Source organism: Planktothrix pseudagardhii (genome assembly GCF_904830925.1).
Classification (GTDB): Bacteria; Cyanobacteriota; Cyanobacteriia; order Cyanobacteriales; family Microcoleaceae; genus Planktothrix; species Planktothrix tepida.
The window spans coordinates 6,106,512-6,126,464 of record NZ_LR882967.1; the positions used below are offsets into that span (position 1 = coordinate 6,106,512).

At 40.4% G+C, this 19,953-nt stretch carries 22 protein-coding genes and 1 pseudogene; 14 read left to right on the top strand and 9 right to left on the bottom strand.

The genetic code is table 11. The annotated features are described in order from the left end of the window. Positions 1–58 precede the first annotated feature (58 nt). Entirely contained in the window at positions 59–1,261 is a 1,203-nt protein-coding gene (locus NMK36_RS26495) for an FtsW/RodA/SpoVE family cell cycle protein (protein WP_072717753.1), read from the top strand. Between the two features lie 257 nt (positions 1,262–1,518). On the opposite strand, the gene NMK36_RS26500 is transcribed toward NMK36_RS26495, so the two are convergent. From NMK36_RS26500 to NMK36_RS26515, 4 genes are all read right to left on the bottom strand, one after another. Then, the gene (locus NMK36_RS26500; RefSeq protein WP_072717752.1) at positions 1,519–1,830 is read right to left on the bottom strand and encodes a hypothetical protein; all 312 of its coding nucleotides are present in this window, start codon (positions 1,828–1,830) and stop codon (positions 1,519–1,521) included. Positions 1,831–2,085: 255 nt separating this feature from the next. Then, entirely contained in the window at positions 2,086–2,361 is a 276-nt protein-coding gene (locus NMK36_RS26505) for a hypothetical protein (RefSeq protein ID WP_254175013.1), read from the bottom strand. A gap of 174 nt (positions 2,362–2,535) precedes the next feature. Then, on the bottom strand, positions 2,536–3,468 hold the full coding sequence (locus NMK36_RS26510; RefSeq protein WP_072717750.1) for an FTR1 family iron permease: 933 nt from the start codon (positions 3,466–3,468) through the stop codon (positions 2,536–2,538). Positions 3,469–3,538: 70 nt separating this feature from the next. After that, on the bottom strand, positions 3,539–3,973 hold the full coding sequence (locus tag NMK36_RS26515) for a ferritin-like domain-containing protein (protein ID WP_072717749.1): 435 nt from the start codon (positions 3,971–3,973) through the stop codon (positions 3,539–3,541). Positions 3,974–4,143: 170 nt separating this feature from the next. Here NMK36_RS26515 and NMK36_RS26520 point away from each other — a divergent pair. From NMK36_RS26520 to NMK36_RS26550, 7 genes and pseudogenes are all read left to right on the top strand, one after another. Further along, positions 4,144–5,077, top strand: a pseudogene (locus tag NMK36_RS26520) (RNA-guided endonuclease InsQ/TnpB family protein). A gap of 175 nt (positions 5,078–5,252) precedes the next feature. Beyond that, positions 5,253–6,131 carry a DUF4382 domain-containing protein gene (locus tag NMK36_RS26525; RefSeq protein ID WP_072717748.1) on the top strand — a complete coding sequence of 293 codons (879 nt, stop codon included), beginning with the start codon at positions 5,253–5,255 and terminating at the stop codon, positions 6,129–6,131. 62 nt (positions 6,132–6,193) lie between these two features. Further along, on the top strand, positions 6,194–6,703 hold the full coding sequence (locus tag NMK36_RS26530) for a hypothetical protein (protein ID WP_072717747.1): 510 nt from the start codon (positions 6,194–6,196) through the stop codon (positions 6,701–6,703). A 135-nt stretch (positions 6,704–6,838) separates the two neighbouring features. Further along, positions 6,839–7,483 carry a cobalt transporter CbiM gene (gene cbiM, locus NMK36_RS26535; protein WP_072717746.1) on the top strand — a complete coding sequence of 215 codons (645 nt, stop codon included), beginning with the start codon at positions 6,839–6,841 and terminating at the stop codon, positions 7,481–7,483. A 21-nt stretch (positions 7,484–7,504) separates the two neighbouring features. Continuing rightward, complete coding sequence (gene cbiQ / locus NMK36_RS26540; protein WP_072717745.1) at positions 7,505–8,272, top strand: cobalt ECF transporter T component CbiQ; 768 nt, start codon at positions 7,505–7,507, stop codon at positions 8,270–8,272. A 70-nt stretch (positions 8,273–8,342) separates the two neighbouring features. Next, entirely contained in the window at positions 8,343–9,059 is a 717-nt protein-coding gene (locus NMK36_RS26545) for an ABC transporter ATP-binding protein (RefSeq protein WP_072718663.1), read from the top strand. Positions 9,060–9,192: 133 nt separating this feature from the next. Next, complete coding sequence (locus tag NMK36_RS26550; protein WP_072717744.1) at positions 9,193–9,609, top strand: CAAD domain-containing protein; 417 nt, start codon at positions 9,193–9,195, stop codon at positions 9,607–9,609. Positions 9,610–9,711: 102 nt separating this feature from the next. Here the strand turns inward: NMK36_RS26550 and NMK36_RS26555 are convergent, their stop codons facing one another. Continuing rightward, the gene (locus NMK36_RS26555) at positions 9,712–10,494 is read right to left on the bottom strand and encodes a response regulator transcription factor (protein ID WP_072717743.1); all 783 of its coding nucleotides are present in this window, start codon (positions 10,492–10,494) and stop codon (positions 9,712–9,714) included. Positions 10,495–10,756: 262 nt separating this feature from the next. Here NMK36_RS26555 and gvpA point away from each other — a divergent pair, with 262 nt between their 5' ends. From gvpA to gltD, 5 genes are all read left to right on the top strand, one after another. Beyond that, entirely contained in the window at positions 10,757–10,975 is a 219-nt protein-coding gene (gene gvpA, locus NMK36_RS26560; protein ID WP_072717742.1) for a gas vesicle structural protein GvpA, read from the top strand. Positions 10,976–11,180: 205 nt separating this feature from the next. Then, on the top strand, positions 11,181–12,203 hold the full coding sequence (gvpC, locus tag NMK36_RS26565; RefSeq protein WP_072717741.1) for a gas vesicle protein GvpC: 1,023 nt from the start codon (positions 11,181–11,183) through the stop codon (positions 12,201–12,203). Positions 12,204–12,325: 122 nt separating this feature from the next. Beyond that, positions 12,326–13,507 (top strand): gas vesicle protein GvpN, encoded by a 1,182-nt coding sequence (gene gvpN / locus NMK36_RS26570; RefSeq protein WP_072717740.1) that lies wholly within the window; start codon positions 12,326–12,328, stop codon positions 13,505–13,507. An 8-nt stretch (positions 13,508–13,515) separates the two neighbouring features. Next, positions 13,516–13,878 carry a gas vesicle protein gene (locus tag NMK36_RS26575; RefSeq protein ID WP_072717739.1) on the top strand — a complete coding sequence of 121 codons (363 nt, stop codon included), beginning with the start codon at positions 13,516–13,518 and terminating at the stop codon, positions 13,876–13,878. A 917-nt stretch (positions 13,879–14,795) separates the two neighbouring features. Continuing rightward, positions 14,796–16,280 carry a glutamate synthase small subunit gene (gene gltD, locus NMK36_RS26580; RefSeq protein WP_254175014.1) on the top strand — a complete coding sequence of 495 codons (1,485 nt, stop codon included), beginning with the start codon at positions 14,796–14,798 and terminating at the stop codon, positions 16,278–16,280. Positions 16,281–16,375: 95 nt separating this feature from the next. Here gltD and NMK36_RS26585 read toward each other — a convergent pair whose 3' ends face one another. Genes NMK36_RS26585 through NMK36_RS26595 form a run of 3 tightly spaced genes read right to left on the bottom strand, consistent with a single transcriptional unit; the run spans position 16,376 to position 17,791 of the window. Next, on the bottom strand, positions 16,376–16,822 hold the full coding sequence (locus NMK36_RS26585) for a type II toxin-antitoxin system VapC family toxin (protein ID WP_254175015.1): 447 nt from the start codon (positions 16,820–16,822) through the stop codon (positions 16,376–16,378). Next, positions 16,822–17,109 (bottom strand): hypothetical protein, encoded by a 288-nt coding sequence (locus NMK36_RS26590; RefSeq protein WP_254175016.1) that lies wholly within the window; start codon positions 17,107–17,109, stop codon positions 16,822–16,824. The genes NMK36_RS26585 and NMK36_RS26590 overlap by 1 nt, the downstream gene beginning before the upstream one ends. Before the next feature lie 34 nt (positions 17,110–17,143). Then, the gene (locus tag NMK36_RS26595) at positions 17,144–17,791 is read right to left on the bottom strand and encodes a Uma2 family endonuclease (protein ID WP_367997201.1); all 648 of its coding nucleotides are present in this window, start codon (positions 17,789–17,791) and stop codon (positions 17,144–17,146) included. A gap of 95 nt (positions 17,792–17,886) precedes the next feature. On the opposite strand from NMK36_RS26595, the gene NMK36_RS26600 reads away from it, so the two are divergent. Further along, positions 17,887–19,392: a HEAT repeat domain-containing protein gene (locus NMK36_RS26600; RefSeq protein ID WP_254175017.1), complete on the top strand. Its 1,506-nt coding sequence runs from the start codon at positions 17,887–17,889 to the stop codon at positions 19,390–19,392. An 84-nt stretch (positions 19,393–19,476) separates the two neighbouring features. Here NMK36_RS26600 and NMK36_RS26605 read toward each other — a convergent pair whose 3' ends face one another. Beyond that, positions 19,477–19,938, bottom strand: coding sequence for a CYTH domain-containing protein (locus NMK36_RS26605; protein WP_072717734.1), 462 nt, complete (start codon positions 19,936–19,938; stop codon positions 19,477–19,479). Positions 19,939–19,953 lie beyond the last annotated feature (15 nt).

The window sequence follows — 19,953 nt, forward strand, 5'->3', positions numbered from 1 at the left end:
GTAAGATACTGAGAATGAACAATAACTCTATACTCCCGTTTACGGTTGTATTCTTGAGATGAATTTAAGACAAATTTTCCCGTTTTTTACCTCTTCTGTGACCCATTGGTCAACGGAAGCTCGATGGTTACATTGGATAACCTTTCTCTGGTTATTTGTGGGTTTAATTATTATGTTCTCCGCTTCTTATCCCATTGCTTACGCAGAACAGGGAGATGGATTATATTATTTTAAACGTCAATTAATCTGGACAGTTGTAGGATTATTGGGATTTAGTTTTATTGTTCAATCTTCTCTGAGATTTTGGTTAAAAATTGCCCAATGGGGAGTTTTAATTGTTCTAGGATTATTATTTCTCACCTTAGTTCCCGGATTAGGAACAACCATTAATGGTGCAACTCGCTGGATTTCTATCGGGCCGATTCCGATTCAACCTTCAGAGTTAATGAAGCCTTTTCTTGTCTTACAAAGTGCCCGTTTTTTTGGTAATTGGTTTCGTTTAAGTTGGAAACTTCGGTTGATTTGGTTAGGAATTTTTGGAACTGTATTATTATCGATTTTATTGCAACCCAACTTAAGTACCACCGCCCTTTGTGGGATGACCCTTTGGTTAGTTGCCTTAGCCGCAGGATTGCCGTTTTACTATTTAGGGGGGACGGCTTTAGGGGGAATACTTTTAGCCACCTTAAGTATTAGTATTAAAGAATATCAAAGACGAAGAGTTTTATCCTTTTTAAATCCTTGGGCTGATTCGATGGGGGATGGATACCAGTTAGTGCAAAGTCTTCTAGCGGTGGGTTCTGGTGGTTTTTGGGGGACAGGATTGGGATTATCTCACCAAAAAATCTATTATTTACCAATTCAGTATAGTGATTTTATTTTCTCGGTTTATGCAGAAGAATTTGGCTTTATTGGCGGAATTTTATTATTATTTCTATTAACAATTTATGGAACTCTAGCTCTACGAGTCGCCCTGAAAGCACAACAAATTGAACATCAATTAGTAGCCATTGGGGTGATGGTCGTTATGGTCGGACAATCTCTATTAAATATTGGGGTAGCAACGGGTGTTTTACCTACTACTGGTTTACCTTTACCTCTATTTAGTTATGGCGGAAGTTCAATGATTGCCAGTTTGGCTTTAGCAGCGTTCTTAATTCGCGTAGCGAGAGAAGAAAATGAAGCCAGTGTGATTTCTTTAGCAGAACATCGTTCTACTCAAGACCAACGTAGCAGAAAAGAGCGATTACGGAGACGTTAAATCAGGAGAGTCAATTTGATAGCAGTCGCGGCTGGGGTGTGAGGATATAGACTGATGCTGAAACCTAAACCGTACACTCCAGTAAACAAGATCCTATTGCGCAGAAAAAAGAAGAATAGAATTACCATCAAGATGAAAGGAAATTCCCTTTTTCAACATTAAAATAGGGTTCACAGACATAGCCTGAGAAGCATCTTTAACTCCCCCTTGCTATTGGCTGTGAACCCCATTCGAGATTAGATTTCTTCTAGTAAACGTTAAGGTTTTTTGATCTCACGAGCAAGATTCCGAAACATATCCATACTGCTATCCGCACGACGGCGTTCAGTTTTGGTCGCAGATTCCTCCGTCACATTATTAGAAGTGGTACCGCTCAAACCATTTAGGGTTGTCAATGTAGGAACCTCAACCTCAACCGGGAAAGTCTTTTTCACCGGAGGCATATTCTTGAATCTGTCCATCTCTCCAAGACCTTTGGCTACATCACCCTCCATATAGAAACCGTCTCCAGTTGTCTCCTGGGAATTGGAATCTGCTTTTTTGCCAAACAAGCCAAACAGTCCTGCCATGTTACGTTCCTACCGATTTACGGTTGTGAATAATTTTAAGTTTTGTAAAATTTTATCACAAACTGTTACCAATCTCATGCCTAAATTTTGATCAGGGTCGGCTGTCATCCTCCAACTCTGCTTTGTACCCTGATTCTTCCGCGCACCTTAATCAATATTTCTGCCTTATAGAAAAGGGTTCATTCGCAATATAAAAGAAAGAAAATTGAAGACTTTTCATTTTCAGAGTTTTTCAATTTTCTTTCCTGGGCTATTTTATTTCAAGATAGGTTCTGTTAAATGACTACAATCAGCATCATTAACAATTCGAGAATCAATCCTGACCGGTTGAACTTCAGCACTGGAAGGGAGAGATTGATTTTTGGGATGGAAAACAACTTTTTTACAAACGAGTTCATGACTTCCAACAGAAGCATAATCCCAAATATAGACTTCTGCGCCGGGAGATGTGGCATTGGCAGGGGGAAGCGCCCAAGAATTCAGTAACACGATTTCTAAAGCCACTAAAGCTGCAATGACAAACTTTAGCATAATTGACTTATTTTGGATAAATTAAGGACTACTATCAGTATACCCAATTTTGTCAGAGAATCATACTATTAATCCCTGACAGGTGGGAATCCTGAAAGCCGGAATTGTGTTTGGGTTTAAATGTCTTTAAGTTTGCTTGTTAATAAAGTCAGATTTTACCTGATTTTAATCTGATTAAGAAGCCGATTTTTCGGGTTTTAAAGGTAGGCTTGCTTTTCCATTAACTTCTTTTAAATAAAAGCCTCCCACTGTAATTAAAAACAGGAAGTAACTCACAATTTGCACAAAATATAAGTGATCTCGATAGCCAAATAATGCTTTTAGCACGATACCGGGAAATTGTTTATCGGGTAAAAATCCCTCAGCATTTAAGACTAAATTTCCTAATAAGCAGGAAGTCGGTTGAGTTAAACAGAATCCGGCATAGTTAGAATTGATCTGAGCTAATATTCCCACCCCTGCATCTAAATGTGTCAGAACCGAAATGATTAATCCGGCAACAATTAATAACAAAAACACTCCCATGATTTGGAAAAACAACCGAATATTGATTTTTACCCCCCACTTAAATAATAATAGCCCTAATCCTGCGGCTACAAATAACCCTAAAATTGCCCCAATAGCAGCCATGATACTTTGTTGAAATGTGGCTAAGATAAAAATAACGGTTTCCAGACCTTCCCGTAGAACTGCAATAAAAATTAATCCAAAAATTCCCCAACCTGCGGCGGTTTGATGATTTTCAATCGCGGCTTTAACTGCTCCTTCTACTTCAGCTTTTAAGGATTTAGCTTGTTGGGTCATCCAAATCAACATCCAACTTAACATTGTAATGGCAAATAACCCAATTCCGGCTTCTAAAAATTCGCCAAAGACTGGAGCATAAGGATGTTCAGAGGTGGCAATTCCTTGAATTAACCAGCCAAATAGAACACCAAAGACTGCACTCGCCAGAATGCCAATTACAACTCCTGAAAAGACCCAGGAATTCAGATGACTTTGTTCGGCTTTTTTTAAACAAGCGAGAACAATTCCCACCACTAAAGCAGCTTCAAATCCTTCTCGTAAGGTAATTAAAAATGTCGGTAAAGCGGCTGTAATCTCCATATCCCTTTTGTTAATGATCTAAAAAATTAGATAAGCTGGGCGTAACCCAGCCTCCAAATATTTTTTGTACTTAACTAAAATCTCGTAACATCTTCTTGATTTCAATATTATGTAATTCTTCTTGACCAATCATTGTCCGAGCATATTCTTCCAAATAAATACTCGCATTTTCAACAATTTCTAGCAAATCTTTATATAATTCTAAAGCTTTGCGTTCATGAGCCAAACTTTCCTGTAGAATGTCCCTAACAGAATGTTGATAGCTTTCTTCAATGGGGGCAATTTTTTGACTGGGATGTCCTTCTAAACCAGTGAGAATTTCTCCCGCTTGTTGAGCATGAAGTAAAGATTCTGTCGCTTGAGCTTTGAAAAACTGTACAATGGGTAAACGATTTGGCCCTGTTACCATTAGTGAATAATGGGTATAGCGCACCACTCCAGCTAATTCAAACTCCATAATCGTGTTGAGCAATTCAATCGCTTTTCCTTGATCTAGATCTCTCATGCTTTGTCTTTAACCTAAAAACACTTTACCTATTATGACCAAAAAAATGGGATACAAGCCTCGCCCCATTCGATAAGCGTTCGACTGAGTTCACACCGAAGTCTCAGGGCAAGCCTTCTAGGGCGATTTTATTTGTGTTATGATATTGCCGTAGAGTTTTTCCACGTCAAATGCTCGTCCTAGAGTTTAAGGCAAAAGGGAAAACAACTCAATACGCTGCTATAGACGAGGCGATTAAAACTGCTCAGTTTGTCCGTAACAAGTGTATCCGTTTTTGGATGGATAACCGAGGCATAGGACAAAAAGAGCTTTATCGTCATAACACAGCATTAAGAGCCGAATACCCGTTTGTTAAAGCCTTCAGTTTTTAATTAAAACTGATGTGAAAGTAGACGTTAAACCAACGGGTAAAACGATGGGTTTGGATGTAGGACTTAAGGAGTTCTACACAGATAGCAACGGACATACAGAACCCAATCCCAGATTTTATCGAACAGGTGAGAAACGGTTGAAATTTTATCAACGTCGCGTTTCTCGCAAAAAGAAAGGCTCTGCTAATCGAAAAAAAGCTATTAATAAATTAGGCAGGACACACCTTAAGATAAGTAGGCAACGTGAAGAACACGCTAAGAGAATAGCGCGTTGCGTAATCCAATCTAACGATTTAGTAGCCTACGAAGATTTAAGGGTCAAGAATTTAGTGAAAAATCATTGTCTTGCTAAATCTATTAATGATGCAGGTTGGCATCAATTCAGAAAGTGGTTAGAGTATTTTGGTGTTAAATTTGGTAGGGTAACTGTTGCAGTTAATCCAGCTTATACAAGTCAAAATTGCTCTAGCTGTGGTACTACAGTCAAAAAATCTTTATCAACTAGAACACATATTTGTAAATGTGGATTTGTATTAGATAGAGACTGGAACGCCGCAATTAATATTCTGAATTTAGCCTTGGGTACTACGGGTCACATAGGAACCTGGATTTTAAATCCGAACGCTAGCGCTGACCCGCAGCTTCGCTAACGGGAGATTTAGCCTCTACTTTGGTTGGAGCAATCCTGCCAAAGCATGTTGAATCTGTGAACGAAGAATCACCGCACTTGTAGGGCGGTGAGTGTCAAAAGAGTTTCTCCCTAGGGGAAGAAAGAAGTTAAAATTGTTGCCTATCTTCAGAATTAATTCTTAAGACTTAAATCAGATTTTAATGCCCTAGGGGGGTATTGCAATAACAGGAAAAAACCTGTTTCCTAGAGGATGAAGGATTGTATTGAGCAGCTTTAGATGAAAAAACAACAAATTCAGCGCAGTTGTCTAATGGGGTTCATTGTAGCTACGCTAATCGGCTGTTCTCAACCTCAGACTCCAACTGCTTCAACATCTACGTCGGAAACTCCCCAAGCCCAAATTACTCCCAATTCAACCCAAACCGGGGAAATCGGTTCAATACAATTTCAAGCAAATGGAGAAGATTTTGTGCGGAAAGGATTGGTTTCTAAAGATGGGTGGAACATCAATTTTGATCATATTTATCTCAACTTTGGTGAAGCAACAGCTTATCAATCTGATCCCCCTTATAACCCGGAAGCTGGAGGTCAACCCATTGCTAAAACAAGTATTAGTTTAGTGGTTAAAAAAACGGTTGATTTAGCCGAAGGGGATGAAAATACTCAGGCGATTGTCATTAATGAAGTTCCGGCTCCTCCTGGCAAGTATAACGCGATTTCGTGGAATTTGAACAAGGGAACGGAAGGAATATTAGCAGGTCAAGTAATGGTCATAGAAGGGGTGGCAAAAAAAGGAGATCAACAAGTTCCTTTTATTCTCAAATTTGATCAAGAAATGCAGTTTTTGTGTGGAGATTATGTGGGAGAGGAACGAAAGGGCATTTTGCAGCCTGGAGGAAAAGCGGATTTAGAAGCAACCTTCCATTTTGATCATTTATTTGGAAATGGAAAAATCGCAGCTACGGAGGAACCTAATACGACGGCTTTGGGTTTTGAACCTTTGTCAAAAATTGCTACAAACGGAGAATTAGTAGCAGATTTACCCACACTCAAACAAAAATTATCTCCGGCTGATTATCAAAAATTAATCGGTATTTTATCCAGTATTGCTCACGTTGGGGAAGGCCATTGTCAAGAATTAACGTTGAAAAAGTAAAACCGATTGTTCAAAAATTGTTTACAATCAGAAGAATAATCATAAATTAGGAGGTAGACAATATGAAATACCAATGGATCATTGTGTTCCTCTTGTTTCCCATTTTAAGTGTACAAGAACGAGCGATCGCTCATGGAGCAAAAGCCGAATATCAACTCACTTCAGCCGTTGAAATTAAAGCTCTGTATGACTCAGGGTTTCCGATGAAAAAAGCCCAGGTCACGGTTTATGCCCCCGATAATCCTACCCAACCTTGGAAAGAAGGATTAACCGATGAAGAAGGCTCTTTTACCTTTACACCAGATGTCAAAAAAACAGGCTATTGGGAAGTTAAAGTGCGTCAAGCGGGTCATGGAGCGTTAATTAGTATTCCCCTGGAATCTAAAAATTTTCTCACGGGGAAATCGACTGCTTTAACTCCAAATAAAGCTGAGTTGAGTCCTCTCCAAAAAGGCGTGATGATCGCTTCTGTGATTTGGGGTTGTATCGGGACGGCTTTATTTTTTCAGCGTTCAAAAGCACCGCGTTTATCTCCAGAGCTAGACAGAGAGATAGTTAGCCCTAAATCTTGATGTTACAATCAGAATTAATTCTTTAGATAGAGGATAATTTTATCTCAATCGTTAGGATTTGATTATCCGTTTAACGATTTTTCAAATAAAGGTCATAACCATCATGGAATAATGCTAATTATCGAGTAAAATTTTATGCACATTTCCGAAGGAATTCTTCCTAGTAAAATTCTAATTAGTGGCTATGCAATCACCAGTTTAACCCTTTGGTATTCCCTACGACAACTTAATCGACAATCTAATCCCAGTGAGGGCATTCCGCAAGCTGCTTTACTGACAGCCGCTTTTTTTGTAGCGTCGGGAATTCATCTTCCTATCCCCCCTGCAAGTGTGCATTTTGTCTTAAATGGACTATTAGGGGCGGTATTAGGTTGGTATGCGTTTCCCGCAATTTTTGTGGGTTTATTATTTCAAGCTGTGATGTTTGGACATGGAGGATTAACAACACTCGGAATCAATGCCGTAATTATGGGAATTCCAGCTTTAATTGCGGGTTTTATTTTTAATCTCCGCAACAAAATCAAGCTGAAATTGAGTGAAAATTTATCCTTAAATTTGTTTGGATTTTTATCCGGTGCTGTGGGAGTCGGTTTAGCTGCTCTTTTATTTTTTAGTATTGTCATTACTAATTTACCCTCAGCTTGGGATCAGGACACTGAAAAAGCAGCGATTTATGGATTAATGTTAGCTCATGTCCCGTTGATTTTTATTGAGGGAATTTTTACCGCAATGGTCGTGAATTTTTTACGGCGAGTTAAACCCGAAATCTTAATCAATTGATCTCTTCCTGTGGTTATCTCCATGAATTTTAGTTTTGATGAGTATGCAAATTTTAATTCCCCGGTGCATCGATGGGATGTGCGTGCCAAAATTATTGGATTATTGGCTTTAATGTTTGCTTTTGCTTCAGTGGAGGATTTGCGTTTAGTCCCCGTCATTTTAACGATTACCGTTTTATTTTATTCCCTGTCTCAACTCCCCCTGGAATTTCTCCTGCGTCGGTTAACTTATCCAGGTTTTTTCTTAGTCGGAGTGGTGGGATTATTACCGTTTTTGTCAGGAAATACCATTATTTGGCAGGGGGGAATTATCACCATCAGACAGGAAGGTTGCCTAGCTGTTTTGTTAATTGTAAGCCGATTTTTAGCAATTTTTACGTTAGGATTAGTTTTATTGGGAACCAGTTCTTTTTTAACCTTAATTAAAGGATTGCGATCGCTCGGTTTATCCCCCATTTTAACAGATATTATGTTGATTTCCTATCGGTATTTATTTGAATTAGGGCATCAATTCCAAAAAATGCAACGAGCTACCCAATTGCGAGGGTTTCAACCTCGGAATATCAGTCGGAGGAATTTACAAATTTATGCAGCTTTAACGGGAAGTTTGTTAATCCGAAGTTATCAACAATCCCAACAAGTTTACAAAGCTATGCAATTAAGAGGATATGGAGTCCCAACTCAACTCCGAACTCAAAAAAAAGTTACCCTAGATAGTTATAGTGTGATCGCTCTATTGCTCACCTTACTAATAGCCTCTAGCTTAATTGGATTTGAACTGTTTCTTTAGTGGATCTTGAACCTTGAGTTATTCTTATTTAAACCCCTCTATTTCTGTGGTGGGAGAAACTACCCCCCCGATTCCTGCTGTTTTTGTCCAAGATTTAGTCTTTGGTTATTCACAGCACGATCCAATTTTGCAAGGCATTTCCTTTTCCTTAACGGCCGGAGAACGGATTGCTTTATTAGGGCAAACGGGAACCGGAAAAAGTACCTTAATGGAAAATTTAATTGGATTAAAACAACCCAATTCTGGTCAAATTTTGATTCAAGGAATTCCGGTTCAACCCCCCACCTTACCCGAAGTTCGTCGCCGGGTGGGATTTTGTTTTCAAGATCCCGATGATCAACTGTTTATGCCCAGTATTTTAGAAGATGTGATGTTTGGCCCCTGTAACTATGGCGTTGACCCAGAGCAAGCCTTAGTACAAGCGACTCATTTGTTAGCAGATTTTGGGTTAGCCGACTGTGTAAATCGTTCTGTTTATGAATTATCCGGGGGACAAAAACGACTCGCGGCTTTAGCGGCGGTTTTAGCTTTAGAACCAGCCATTTTAATCTTAGATGAACCCACGAATGGTCTTGACCCTTGGTGGCGTCGGGAACTGGCGCAAATTTTATCTCAACTTCCGGTGGAAGTGATGTTGATTGCGTCCCACGATTTACAGTGGATTTCCCAAGTTACCCAACGGGCCATGATTCTCAAACAAGGAAGGATACAAGTGGATGAACCCACTGAAGAATTGTTGCAAAATCGATCCACCCTAGAACAGTGTGGTTTACCGTTAGATTATTAAGCGTTTGGGAACAGTCTAGGTCTGTCAATTGGCTGAAAATTAACTTCTAAATCGTTTAATTCTGACAAAAACTTGTTCTCTCTCGCTTAAAATCGATTGGTACTGCACATTTTTTTAAACAAGGAGACGAAAAATGCAAGAACCCACGAAAATCACGGACACATCTACCTCTAGCGGAACACAAATAGACGTGAGTGTGGAAACAGGCGGTGCAATTACTTCCACTTCAGCCAATGCCCAGTTTGATGAAATTAAAGAAAAAGTTGTCGTGGTTTTATCTGAACTTCCGGGTTATATCTCCAGTTTTTTTGGCTCCTACCAAAAACCGATTATTACCGTTGTTCTGATTTTAGCTGGTCTTGTTTCTCTGAAGGTATTATTTGCCGTCATTGATGCTCTCAATGATGTTCCGCTTTTATCTCCTACCTTTGAGTTAATTGGCATGGGATATACAGCTTGGTTTGTTTACCGCTACTTACTAAAAGCTTCAACCCGTCAAGAATTAGTTCAAGAATTTAATTCCTACAAAGAACAAATCACTGGGGACTAACTTTAGATAGAGGAAGGAGACAGGAGACAGAAAATAGGAGTTAATGATTTCTCCCCCCGCTGCTTCCCCTGCTTCCTCTACTCCCCCTATTCCCCTTGATGCCTACTTTTTCTTCCCCTTGACTCCATTACCATCTACAGAAGACTCTGTAGCGATGGCGGGGTCGTCCGCGTTTCCTTTACCGTTCCCCGGAAGTTCCAGACAATACCCTGCACCATAGACCGTTTTAATATATCGAGGATGACGGGGATCGGGTTCCATCTTGGTTCGCAGATGACGAATATGAACTCGGATGGTTTCGATATCGTCATCGGGATCATAACCCCAAACTTCTTTTAAAATTTCACTGGGAGCAACCGTTTGACCATGACGTTGCAGCAAGCAGTGTAACAGTTCAAATTCCAAATGGGTTAACTTGACGGTTTTCTCAAACCAAATCGCCTCAAACCGTTCAGGAACTAAGGTTAAAGCACCGTAGCTGAGAATTTCGCTATGTTTAGCCGCTTGCGGAATGCGATCGGTTCGTCGTAAGAGCGCCCTGACCCGCGCTAACATTTCTTCTAACTCAAAGGGTTTGGTTAGATAATCATCCGCACCTGCATTAAACCCTTCCACTTTATTTTGGGTTTGTCCTAACGCCGTTAACATCAGAATGGGAATATCTGCCGTGCGTTCATCCCGACGTAAACGTTGGCAGATGGTAAACCCATCGACTTTAGGTAACATCAAATCCAAAATAATTAAGTCTGGCAACAGTTGCATTGCCAAAGCTTGTCCTTTTATACCATCTTCAGCTTGGCTAACTTCGTAGCCAGCCATTTCTAGGTTGATGGCTACCAGTTCCGCGATCGCAGGGTCATCATCTATGACTAATATCCGGGGCATCATTTACTCTAGTAATTTGGGCTACGGTCTTCACAGTGTATGTGAATTGGGTTCCATAATAGAATAGTAAAAAATTTTAAACTTTTGTTAGAGCATTATTGAGAATGTAAAGTTTGATGAACAAATAGCCAGCCCCATATCGGCAATTGTAAAAAGAAGTAACAAAAGGGACTCAAAAATGTCGTTGTTTAGGGTATGATGACATCAAAGGACTGTATCAGGATATACCCAGTTCTTTCCACCAAAAAGGAGCAATAGACTCATGGCTGTTGAAAAAGTAAATTCATCCTCCAGTCTGGCTGAAGTGATTGATCGGATTTTAGATAAAGGGATTGTCATTGACGCTTGGGTGCGTGTTTCCCTGGTTGGGATCGAACTTTTGGCTATCGAAGCGAGAATTGTAATCGCTTCTGTAGAAACCTATCTCAAATATGCAGAAGCCGTTGGTTTAACCTCACAGGCGGCTGTTCCTGCGGTCTAAGAATTCTGAAATTAGCAACGGGTATGAAACAAAAAAGCACCAAGATTTGCTAAGGTTATGGAAAATTGCTTGAGCGCGTCAGAGTTGTCAAGAGTAATCTTTTATAGGATTGATCCAGCTAGGATGTAAGTTCAACTAACCCGATTAAAGGCTCATACCCATTGCCCAATACGACACAATCCACCGATACGAGGGTTTGGAAATTATGGCTTTGAAAGACCAGTGGCAACAAGATCGCATCCAGCGCCAACAGACGGTTCAAGACCGTCAACAGCAGGTTCAAACGACATTAACTCTTTGGCAACAGGAACGCCACAATCAAGCATTAGACGATCAAGCAATTCGACAAGAGTTTGTCACGAATTTGCAACAGCAAATTCACGGTTTATTAACGAATAACCAAGAAGAACGTTTGTTACTCGCCGAGGAACTGCAACAGCAACTCGAAGAGTTCATGCAGCAATTGTCCAAAGAGGTAGAGGAGTTTCTGCAACAAACCTCTGAGGAACGGTCTGAAATTGCAACTGACCTGCATCAACGGTTATCGCAATTTCGAGAAGACCTGGGAAATACGGTGGCAAGTTTGTTAGCAGACTATCAGCAACAGCGTTTTGACTTACGGGAACCTTTGCTTGAGGACTTAGCGTTATTTCGCCAAACCCTATCCCAATCGGTACAAAAGTATTTGGCGGAGTTAGACAGCCTGCACCAACAAATGGCACAAGGGTTACAACAACAACTCCAAGAAAGTCGGATACAAAGACAAGAGACAGTGAAGGCGTTATTTGAAGATTTGGGGCATTTTCGCGCCGAACTGAAAGACTATCACCTAAAACTCCAACACAGTATTTGGGGCGATTCTCGCCGGGAACCTAGCCCAGTTGTCACCCCTCCCAAATCGATTCCGCCCAAAACAGCTATCACTACCCCCCAACCTCCTCTCAGTTCAAAACCTCCTTTAAAAGCTAAGTCTCCCGCCCCTAAACCCCAAACGCCCCCGCGTTCAGTTCAACCGCAACCCACCAATACCTCATTGCAACTTGAACCCGCCACTCTCGATCAACGGGTCTACAACTATATCCAAAGCCATGAGAACGGTGCTCGATTAGCGGAAATTGAACAAGCTCTGGGAATTAATCGGGTGCAGACTGTCGATGCGATTCGGATCTTATTACAACAGGGACGTATTTCTCAACGCGATCGCGTTTATATTCCTGTTAAAAAATAGTAAGGGCGAGGTTTCCTTACCCTCCCTAGTTTCTATTCTCTGTTCCCTGCGATAACATTTAATTAAGCCTGCCGATAACGTCTAAACTCGGCAGTGTTTTAGCTGTTAATTGAATTAAAAATATGACTACCGTGCTTCAAGCTCGTCCTAAAGGCTTTGTCAATACTCCAGCACTTGAACAACTTACCATTCGAGGGTTGAGGTATCTTCATAGTGGGTTTTCTCTCCATTTACGAGGGCCAGCCGGAACCGGGAAAACGACTATAGCGATGCACTTAGCGGATTTATTAAACCGTCCCATTGTCTTAATTTTTGGCGATGACGAGCTCCAGTCTTCCGATTTAATTGGCAACCAACTTGGCTATACTCGCAAAAAAGTAGTCGATAACTTTATTCATAGTGTGGTTAAATTAGAAGATGAATTCCGACAAAATTGGGTTGATTCTCGTCTAACCCTAGCCTGTAAAGAAGGGTTTACCCTGGTTTATGATGAATTTAACCGTTCTCATCCCGAAGCAAATAACGTTTTACTCTCTGCTTTAGAGGAAAGATTATTAGTGCTTCCTCCTAGTAATAATAATTCAGAATATATTCGAGTTCATCCCCATTTTAGAGCCATTCTGACTTCAAACCCAGAGGAATACTGTGGAGTTCATGCAACTCAAGATGCGTTATTAGATCGGTTAATTACCATTGATATGCCAGAACCCGACGAGGAAACACAGCAAGAAATTTTAGTTCAAAAAATTGGCATTTCTTCAGAAGATGCTCAAAAAATCATTAAATTAATCAAAATTTATTTAGAAATAACCACCCCAAAACAAGCAATTCAACCTGTCCAAGATGGTAAATATCTCCGTGCCCCTATTAATAAATTATCAGGTTTAAGACCGGGATTAATGATTTCCAAAATCTGTCATGAACATGATATTACCATTGAGGCAGACAGTCAAGATTTTATCGACGTTTGTGCGGATGTATTATTATCTCGCACAGCTTTACCATCAATAGAATCTCGCCGGAAATTAGAAAAAGTGATCAAAATTCTATTAACTGATGGTGACACTTCTGAGCAGAATTCTTTACTCTTGTTGGAAGCACTATTAACAGAAAACAATGACTTAGAAATTGAAGAAAAAGTTTATGAATATTTACAACAATCTACAGGGGCGAGGGTTTCAGAAATTGAAGTGGCGTTAGGATTAAATCGAGTCCAAACCACGAATGTATTGCGCTCTTTATTAAAACAAGGTTATCTTAAACAGCAGGATAATCGTTTTTTTGCTGTGCAGAAGGAGAATTAATTTAACTTATGAACTCACAGCAACCTCTCTCAAATTTGCAACGGAGTGTTCCCACATCTACCCAAGGATCAAGTTTAGCTGATATCTTAGAACGGGTATTAGATAAAGGGATTGTTATCGCTGGGGATATTTCTGTTTCCGTCGGTTCAACAGAACTCCTCAATATTAGAATTCGGTTGTTAATTGCTTCGGTGGATAAAGCCAGAGAAATTGGGATTAATTGGTGGGAAAGTGATCCCTATTTAAGCAGTCAGGCGAAAGTTTTAGCCGCCAGTAATCAACAATTATTAGAACAGGTGAAATTATTAGAGGAGGAAGTCAAAGCATTAAAAGCTTTAACAGCACAAAAACAACCCGAAGAAACGCAATAATATGAACTTTGGGTTATAAATCGCTTCCGATTTCATCTATTGTAGCCGAGGTGAACCTATGGTTCTAATCGGGATTAATGTTCGGGTTTTCTAATCCATTTTTCAATATTGTTTTGTTTTTCAAAAGATTGTCAGGAAATATTGATATTTTATTGAAAATTACTCTCAAATAGTTGACGAATTGATGGGGGTTCTGGTAGACTATAAAAAACACCACCCAAGGGGTTATTCTGTCTATGGGTCAAAATTGAGGTTAAAACCCTGATGCCATCGTCAAATATCTTGAATTGCTGACAGAATTCTTGCTTGGCGATGCACGAGTTTTTGAGAGGGACAGTTCAACCCTAGAAAGGACTCTTGACAAAATCAATAACTTATGTATTGAGGGGAAATAGCGATCGCCTACGGTGGCGCGAAGCCCATCGCAATGACAAGGGAATGTTTAGGTTATCTCTGAAGGGAGTTATTTAATAATAAAATGGGGATAACTCTGCCCAGTGTCTAAACGGTATCCTCTACACCTAAGCTTTTGATTATTAATAGTTTTCTCGATAATTCTCTACTGAATTCGATATCTCTGTTTTGCCAAAGGTTTTGTGATCACGACGGATAAAACCGGATGGATTTCTGCCCTCGGCATCATTAAGAAATATTGAACAGTCCTTAAATTAATCTGAAAAATGCCCTAAAATTCAACAGGGCGAATCACAATGAGGAAAATTAAAGTATCTCAAATTTGTTAATTACTAATTTGTCATCAGTTGTTGACGATTTCCAGAAAAAAAACAGGCTGAAGGTTGAAAAACTAACAATTTAAGCCTTTCAACAACAGCCCTGCGAATATATTAAACAACCTTGACCGTAAACCGAATCAAGATTGCTAACAACCAATACTCAACAGTTTAACGGAAAAAATTATGGGAAAACCGACTGGCTTTCTGGAATATGCCCGCGAACTTGCTGCGGAACTCGCCCCCCTAGATCGAGTTGGGAATTGGGATGAATTTCATCTCCCGATGGAGGATGATAAACTTCGCACCCAAGCCGCCCGGTGTATGGACTGTGGCACTCCCTTTTGTCATACAGGAACCATTATTAGTGGGATGGCAAGCGGTTGTCCGATCAATAACCTGATTCCCGAATGGAACGATTTAATTTATCGCGGACTTTGGAAAGAAGCCTTAGACCGTCTCCACAAAACTAATAATTTCCCTGAATTTACAGGTCGGGTTTGTCCGGCGCCTTGTGAGGGTTCCTGTGTTCTGGGCATTCACAACCCTCCGGTTACGATTAAAAATATTGAATGTTCAATTATTGATAAAGGCTGGGATGAAGGCTGGATCACTCCTGAACCTCCTAGCAAACGCACTGGAAAGAAAGTCGCGGTGATTGGTTCTGGCCCTGCAGGATTATGTGCGGCGGCGCAACTCAATAAAGCGGGTCATTGGGTCACGGTCTTTGAACGGGCTGACCGTCCAGGGGGATTATTAATGTATGGTATCCCCAATATGAAACTCGATAAAGAACAGGTGGTACTACGACGGCTGAAGGTGCTGGAAGACGAGGGCGTTAAGTTTATTTGCAATACCGAAGTTGGCAAGGACTTTCCCGCCGAAAACCTGTTAAAAGAATTTGATGCGGTGATTTTGTGTACCGGGGCGACCAAACCCCGTGATCTTCCCATTGCAGGGCGAGATCTCAAGGGAATTCATTTTGCGATGGAGTTCCTGACGGCTAACACCCAAGCGGTTTTAAATCGACAGCCCGGAAGTGATTTTATCTCCGCCGAGGGGAAAGATGTGGTGATTATTGGAGGGGGAGATACGGGGACAGACTGTGTAGGCACTTCTATTCGTCACGGTTGCAACAGTGTGGTGCAGTTGGAAATTTTACCCAAACCTCCCTCAGAACGCGCTGCCAATAACCCCTGGCCGGAATGGCCGAAGGTTTACAAAATGGATTATGGTCAGGAAGAAGCGGCAGCAAAATTTGGGGCTGACCCCCGTGTTTATCTAACAACGGCCACGAAGTTTGAAGGGGATGACAATGGCAATGTTACAGCCATTCATACCGTTGAGGTGGAATGGGCAAAAAATGAGAACGGTCAGTTTATTCCGAAGCACATTCCCGGCACAGAAAAGGTGATCCCCGCGCAATTAGTGTTATTAGCGATGGGATTTTTAGGGCCGGAACAACCGCTATTAGATGCTTTGGGTTTAGAACGGGATGCCCGCAGTAATGTTAAAGCTGAACATGGCAAGTATGCTACCAGTATTCCGGGGGTGTTTGCGGCGGGTGATTGTCGTCGGGGTCAAAGCCTTGTGGTTTGGGCGTTTAATGAAGGTCGTGGCGCTGCCCGTGAATGTGATTTATATTTGATGGGACAGACGGATTTACCTTAATTTGTTGTTAGAAATCCCTCCTGTTTTTGGGGGGATTTTTGACGTTTTGCGGGTGTTATTGGAGAGTTTGAAGAAATTAGCGATCGCCTTACTCTTTATGTTCTCCAGTTTTCTAGGGTTAAATTGATAACGGTTTGGATGCGGGTGAAGTCGCTATCAGATGTTACTAAGGTCAGATCATGAAACCGAGTAATAGCAGCTATCCACAGATCATTTTCATCAAAACCTAATTCTGTAATTTTAGTTGTTTTTCGTTTCGTTTTTTGTTGGGGGCCAAATTCCTTGATTAAGGCTGCTTTAATCTGTCCATAGACTTTGGCTATTTCTTCATCAATATAATAAACTCTAATATCTTCAATAAAGTGGTTGATCAAGCTTAAGTTTTGCTGTTTATTTTTAGAATTTTCTGCCATGTAAATTAGCTCACCTGCTGTAATAACTGAGGTGGCTATATTGGTTTCTCCTATTTGTTCTATGGTTTGGATAATAGCCTGGTTTTCTAGGAGAATAAGGCTACAGTAATGGGTATCTAAAAGGTACATTATTCAAAAGGATTAATATGTTTATTGGCTAATACTTTTCCTCTAGTTTGATTTACGAAGTTAAGACAGTCCTCTAAGTCATCACCAACCCACTGACCTGCGTGTCGTAATACCGATTGACCAGAAGCAGGTTTATAGGCAATTGTTTCTGACAATAGGGGATGAATATTTTGGGAATTCTCTTGTTGTTTAATAAATTCAACAAATTTAGCGATTGTCTTTAGATTTTTAGGGGAGATTTGTAAAAGATTTTGCTCGATTTGCTTTCGCAGTTCAATAGTATTCATAATATTAATAGAGGATAATGGGTTTAATTTGGGTCTAGGATGATTCATCTTCATCAAATACAGGAGGCCAGATCTCGGAAACTATTAATTCCCATCCAGGGGGAAGGCGATCGGTTACGGTTAAAATATCACCATTTCCTAATACAATAACTGGCTGATCGGGTTGGTAAACTTCCAGTTGACAGGTATCAGGATCAATCAGAATAGCAACTTTAACCCCTTGTTGCAGATACACTTGAATTTTATCTCGTAGTTTTTTCGGCCGATCGCTTTGAGATTTGACTTCAACTACTAAATCGGGAACAAGAGTGGCAAAATAGCGAACACTACGGGGAAGGCGATGGCGCAACACAAAAGATACATCCGGTGCTTTTAGGTCACTATTCGGTAAAATAAACCCCCCTGCGGAGTCAAAAACACGACCCAGGCGACGGGGTTTGACCCAATTACTGAGTTGACAAGCAAATTCTAGGGAAACTTCACTGGCGATAATATCTGATGGATTCTTAATGATAATGTTACCTTGTTCGATTTCCAGTTGATAGTCCAAGCCTGCTTCACTCAGGACTGACTCGATGCGTTCTAGGTCTTTGACGGTCATTTCAGGCATGATGCAGAAGTCTAAATGGATTGTTATGACTGATTTGATGGAAAATGCGATCGCTCTTTTAACTTGACTCAAATTATATCTTAAGGAAAAATTTGTTGAACAGTATTTACGAAAACCGCAACGGTAAAATTCTATATTTGATTGGGCTTTAAAATTAGGAGGTTACAATGGAAACTAGCGATCGCACATCTCAGGACTATCAAACCGCTTTAGGGATTAACGATTGGGATTATTTTCTACCTAGAAATCATGTGAATAGTCCGGTGGACGGGAAAGAGTATCGGATTTTTCAGCCCCAATGGAAACAGATCATTTTATTCTGGTTGGGGCGTGATGATATCAATTCAGAGGAAAAAGAAGCATTTATTCAAAAGTTAGTTAATTTTGATGATGGGTGTGGAGAATGGAGTTATATAAACGCTGATAAAGGTTTTTATGAATATCAAGCTTACTTTTTAGCTGCTGCGGGAATTAATGTTTTTAAAGAATGTAGTTTATCGGATACGATTGTAGAACAGATCGTTAAATGGAGCTTTGGCGATTTTAATATTGAGAAGCAAAAATGGATAAATTTTCTTGCTCCCATAGAGGAAGGTGCAAGGATAGTATTACCAGAGACAATTCGAGAAAAAGCGATCGCTTATTTAATTCAAGTATTAGAAACCACTGAAAATGAATATATTCGCAGGTCACTTGCCGAGAGTTTAGGGGAAATTGACCCTGAAAATGAGTTAGCAATAGGGGAGTTAATTCGGCTATTAGGAGCTACTAAAAATGAACATACTCGTAGGTCGCTTGCTGAGAGTTTAGGGAGAATTGCTGTTGGAAATGAGTTAGCGATACGGGAGTTAATTCGAGCATTAAAAACCACTAAGGATGAAAGGACTTGCAGGTCAGTTGCCGAGAGTTTAGGGAGAATTGCCGTTGGAAATGAGTTGGCAATAGGGGAGTTAATTCGGCTATTAGGAGCTACTGAAGATGAATATACTTGCAGGTCAGTTGCCGAGAGTTTAGGGAAAATCATCAAAACAAAAAAACAATATGTAGATATAGTTTCTGCCCTCAACCATAACCTAACTGATGAAGTTTACAAGAATAATTTTAATCTCTTTGAAAACTGCTATAAACTCCTCTGGCAATGCGCTCAAAATCTACCTTACCCCAAATTTCATCAAGCATGGCATAAACCTACCCCTCTCCATCCTGAAGTTGCCGATATTACCCCCGTTGGCAATACCCCAACGGTGCGACAATTAGAACAACAATTTACCAATATTTCTACGCAACTGTCTCACCTTCCCCTCCACTGTATCAACGTCAACAAACTACTAACCCTCAACACCAAAAACGAATTTATCCAAGCCTTTTGTAACCGTCTTTATCAAAAATTATTACCCGATGTAACTCCCCCCGACGTGCAGACCTCCGCTAACCTAGAAACCAAAATTATCCACCTGAAACAGAAACTCCAAACCCCCCATCTGTTCATTTTATTACTCGCAGATGGGACACCCACCCCCGAAGTCATCGACTATTGCGACTATCTCACGGACGTCTTACACCTTGGTTGGGTAACTCCCGACCCCCTCCCGTTACCATTCCCGCAACGTTCCTTTGTGGCGTCGCAGGAGAATTTGTTAGCGGCGGTTGAAAGTTGGGTTGCAGAATATTAATTAACCCATTATCAAGAATTTATTGAGTTTAATTCTTGATTTTGTTAACTTTAAATTGTTGGGAAGAAAGCCCTGAAAAGTTTACTACGGTTTGAAGGGGTTTTTAACTAAATTAGAGTTATAATATCGGGGATCAGAGGTGACTTCTTCTCCGATCCAATCAGGAATATCAATATTTTGATCTTCGGTTTCTAGTTCCACTTCGGCTAAGATTAATCCTTGATTTTCTCCCCAAAATTCGTCTACTTCCCAGATTAAATTCCCGATATTAATTTTATATCGTGTTTTTTCAATAAAAGGGCGATCGCATAAGGTTTCTAATAATTCTTGAGCATCTTTAACGGGGATTTTATACTCAAATTCTGCCCGTTTCATTCCCGTTGTTGACCCTTTAATGGTTAAATAGCCTTGTTCTCCTACCACCCGCACTCGAACTGTTCGTCCATTATTGTTGCTAATATAGCCTTGACGATAGATTTCTCCAACGCCAAGCGATCGCCATCCATCCCCTTCGACTAAAAATTTCCGTTCAATTTCCGTTGCCATTTGCAGTGATTAAAA

Bases quoted from the DNA above. Each gene is read 5' to 3' on its own strand.
- NMK36_RS26495 (WP_072717753.1), top strand. From the start codon at position 59: ATGAATTTAAGACAAATTTTCCCGTTTTTTACCTCTTCTGTGACCCAT.
- NMK36_RS26500 (WP_072717752.1), bottom strand. From the start codon at position 1,830: ATGGCAGGACTGTTTGGCTTGTTTGGCAAAAAAGCAGATTCCAATTCC.
- NMK36_RS26505 (WP_254175013.1), bottom strand. From the start codon at position 2,361: ATGCTAAAGTTTGTCATTGCAGCTTTAGTGGCTTTAGAAATCGTGTTA.
- NMK36_RS26510 (WP_072717750.1), bottom strand. From the start codon at position 3,468: ATGGAGATTACAGCCGCTTTACCGACATTTTTAATTACCTTACGAGAA.
- NMK36_RS26515 (WP_072717749.1), bottom strand. From the start codon at position 3,973: ATGAGAGATCTAGATCAAGGAAAAGCGATTGAATTGCTCAACACGATT.
- NMK36_RS26525 (WP_072717748.1), top strand. From the start codon at position 5,253: ATGAAAAAACAACAAATTCAGCGCAGTTGTCTAATGGGGTTCATTGTA.
- NMK36_RS26530 (WP_072717747.1), top strand. From the start codon at position 6,194: ATGAAATACCAATGGATCATTGTGTTCCTCTTGTTTCCCATTTTAAGT.
- cbiM (WP_072717746.1), top strand. From the start codon at position 6,839: ATGCACATTTCCGAAGGAATTCTTCCTAGTAAAATTCTAATTAGTGGC.
- cbiQ (WP_072717745.1), top strand. From the start codon at position 7,505: ATGAATTTTAGTTTTGATGAGTATGCAAATTTTAATTCCCCGGTGCAT.
- NMK36_RS26550 (WP_072717744.1), top strand. From the start codon at position 9,193: ATGCAAGAACCCACGAAAATCACGGACACATCTACCTCTAGCGGAACA.
- NMK36_RS26555 (WP_072717743.1), bottom strand. From the start codon at position 10,494: ATGCCCCGGATATTAGTCATAGATGATGACCCTGCGATCGCGGAACTG.
- gvpA (WP_072717742.1), top strand. From the start codon at position 10,757: ATGGCTGTTGAAAAAGTAAATTCATCCTCCAGTCTGGCTGAAGTGATT.
- gvpC (WP_072717741.1), top strand. From the start codon at position 11,181: ATGGCTTTGAAAGACCAGTGGCAACAAGATCGCATCCAGCGCCAACAG.
- gvpN (WP_072717740.1), top strand. From the start codon at position 12,326: ATGACTACCGTGCTTCAAGCTCGTCCTAAAGGCTTTGTCAATACTCCA.
- NMK36_RS26575 (WP_072717739.1), top strand. From the start codon at position 13,516: ATGAACTCACAGCAACCTCTCTCAAATTTGCAACGGAGTGTTCCCACA.
- gltD (WP_254175014.1), top strand. From the start codon at position 14,796: ATGGGAAAACCGACTGGCTTTCTGGAATATGCCCGCGAACTTGCTGCG.
- NMK36_RS26585 (WP_254175015.1), bottom strand. From the start codon at position 16,822: ATGTACCTTTTAGATACCCATTACTGTAGCCTTATTCTCCTAGAAAAC.
- NMK36_RS26590 (WP_254175016.1), bottom strand. From the start codon at position 17,109: ATGAATACTATTGAACTGCGAAAGCAAATCGAGCAAAATCTTTTACAA.
- NMK36_RS26600 (WP_254175017.1), top strand. From the start codon at position 17,887: ATGGAAACTAGCGATCGCACATCTCAGGACTATCAAACCGCTTTAGGG.
- NMK36_RS26605 (WP_072717734.1), bottom strand. From the start codon at position 19,938: ATGGCAACGGAAATTGAACGGAAATTTTTAGTCGAAGGGGATGGATGG.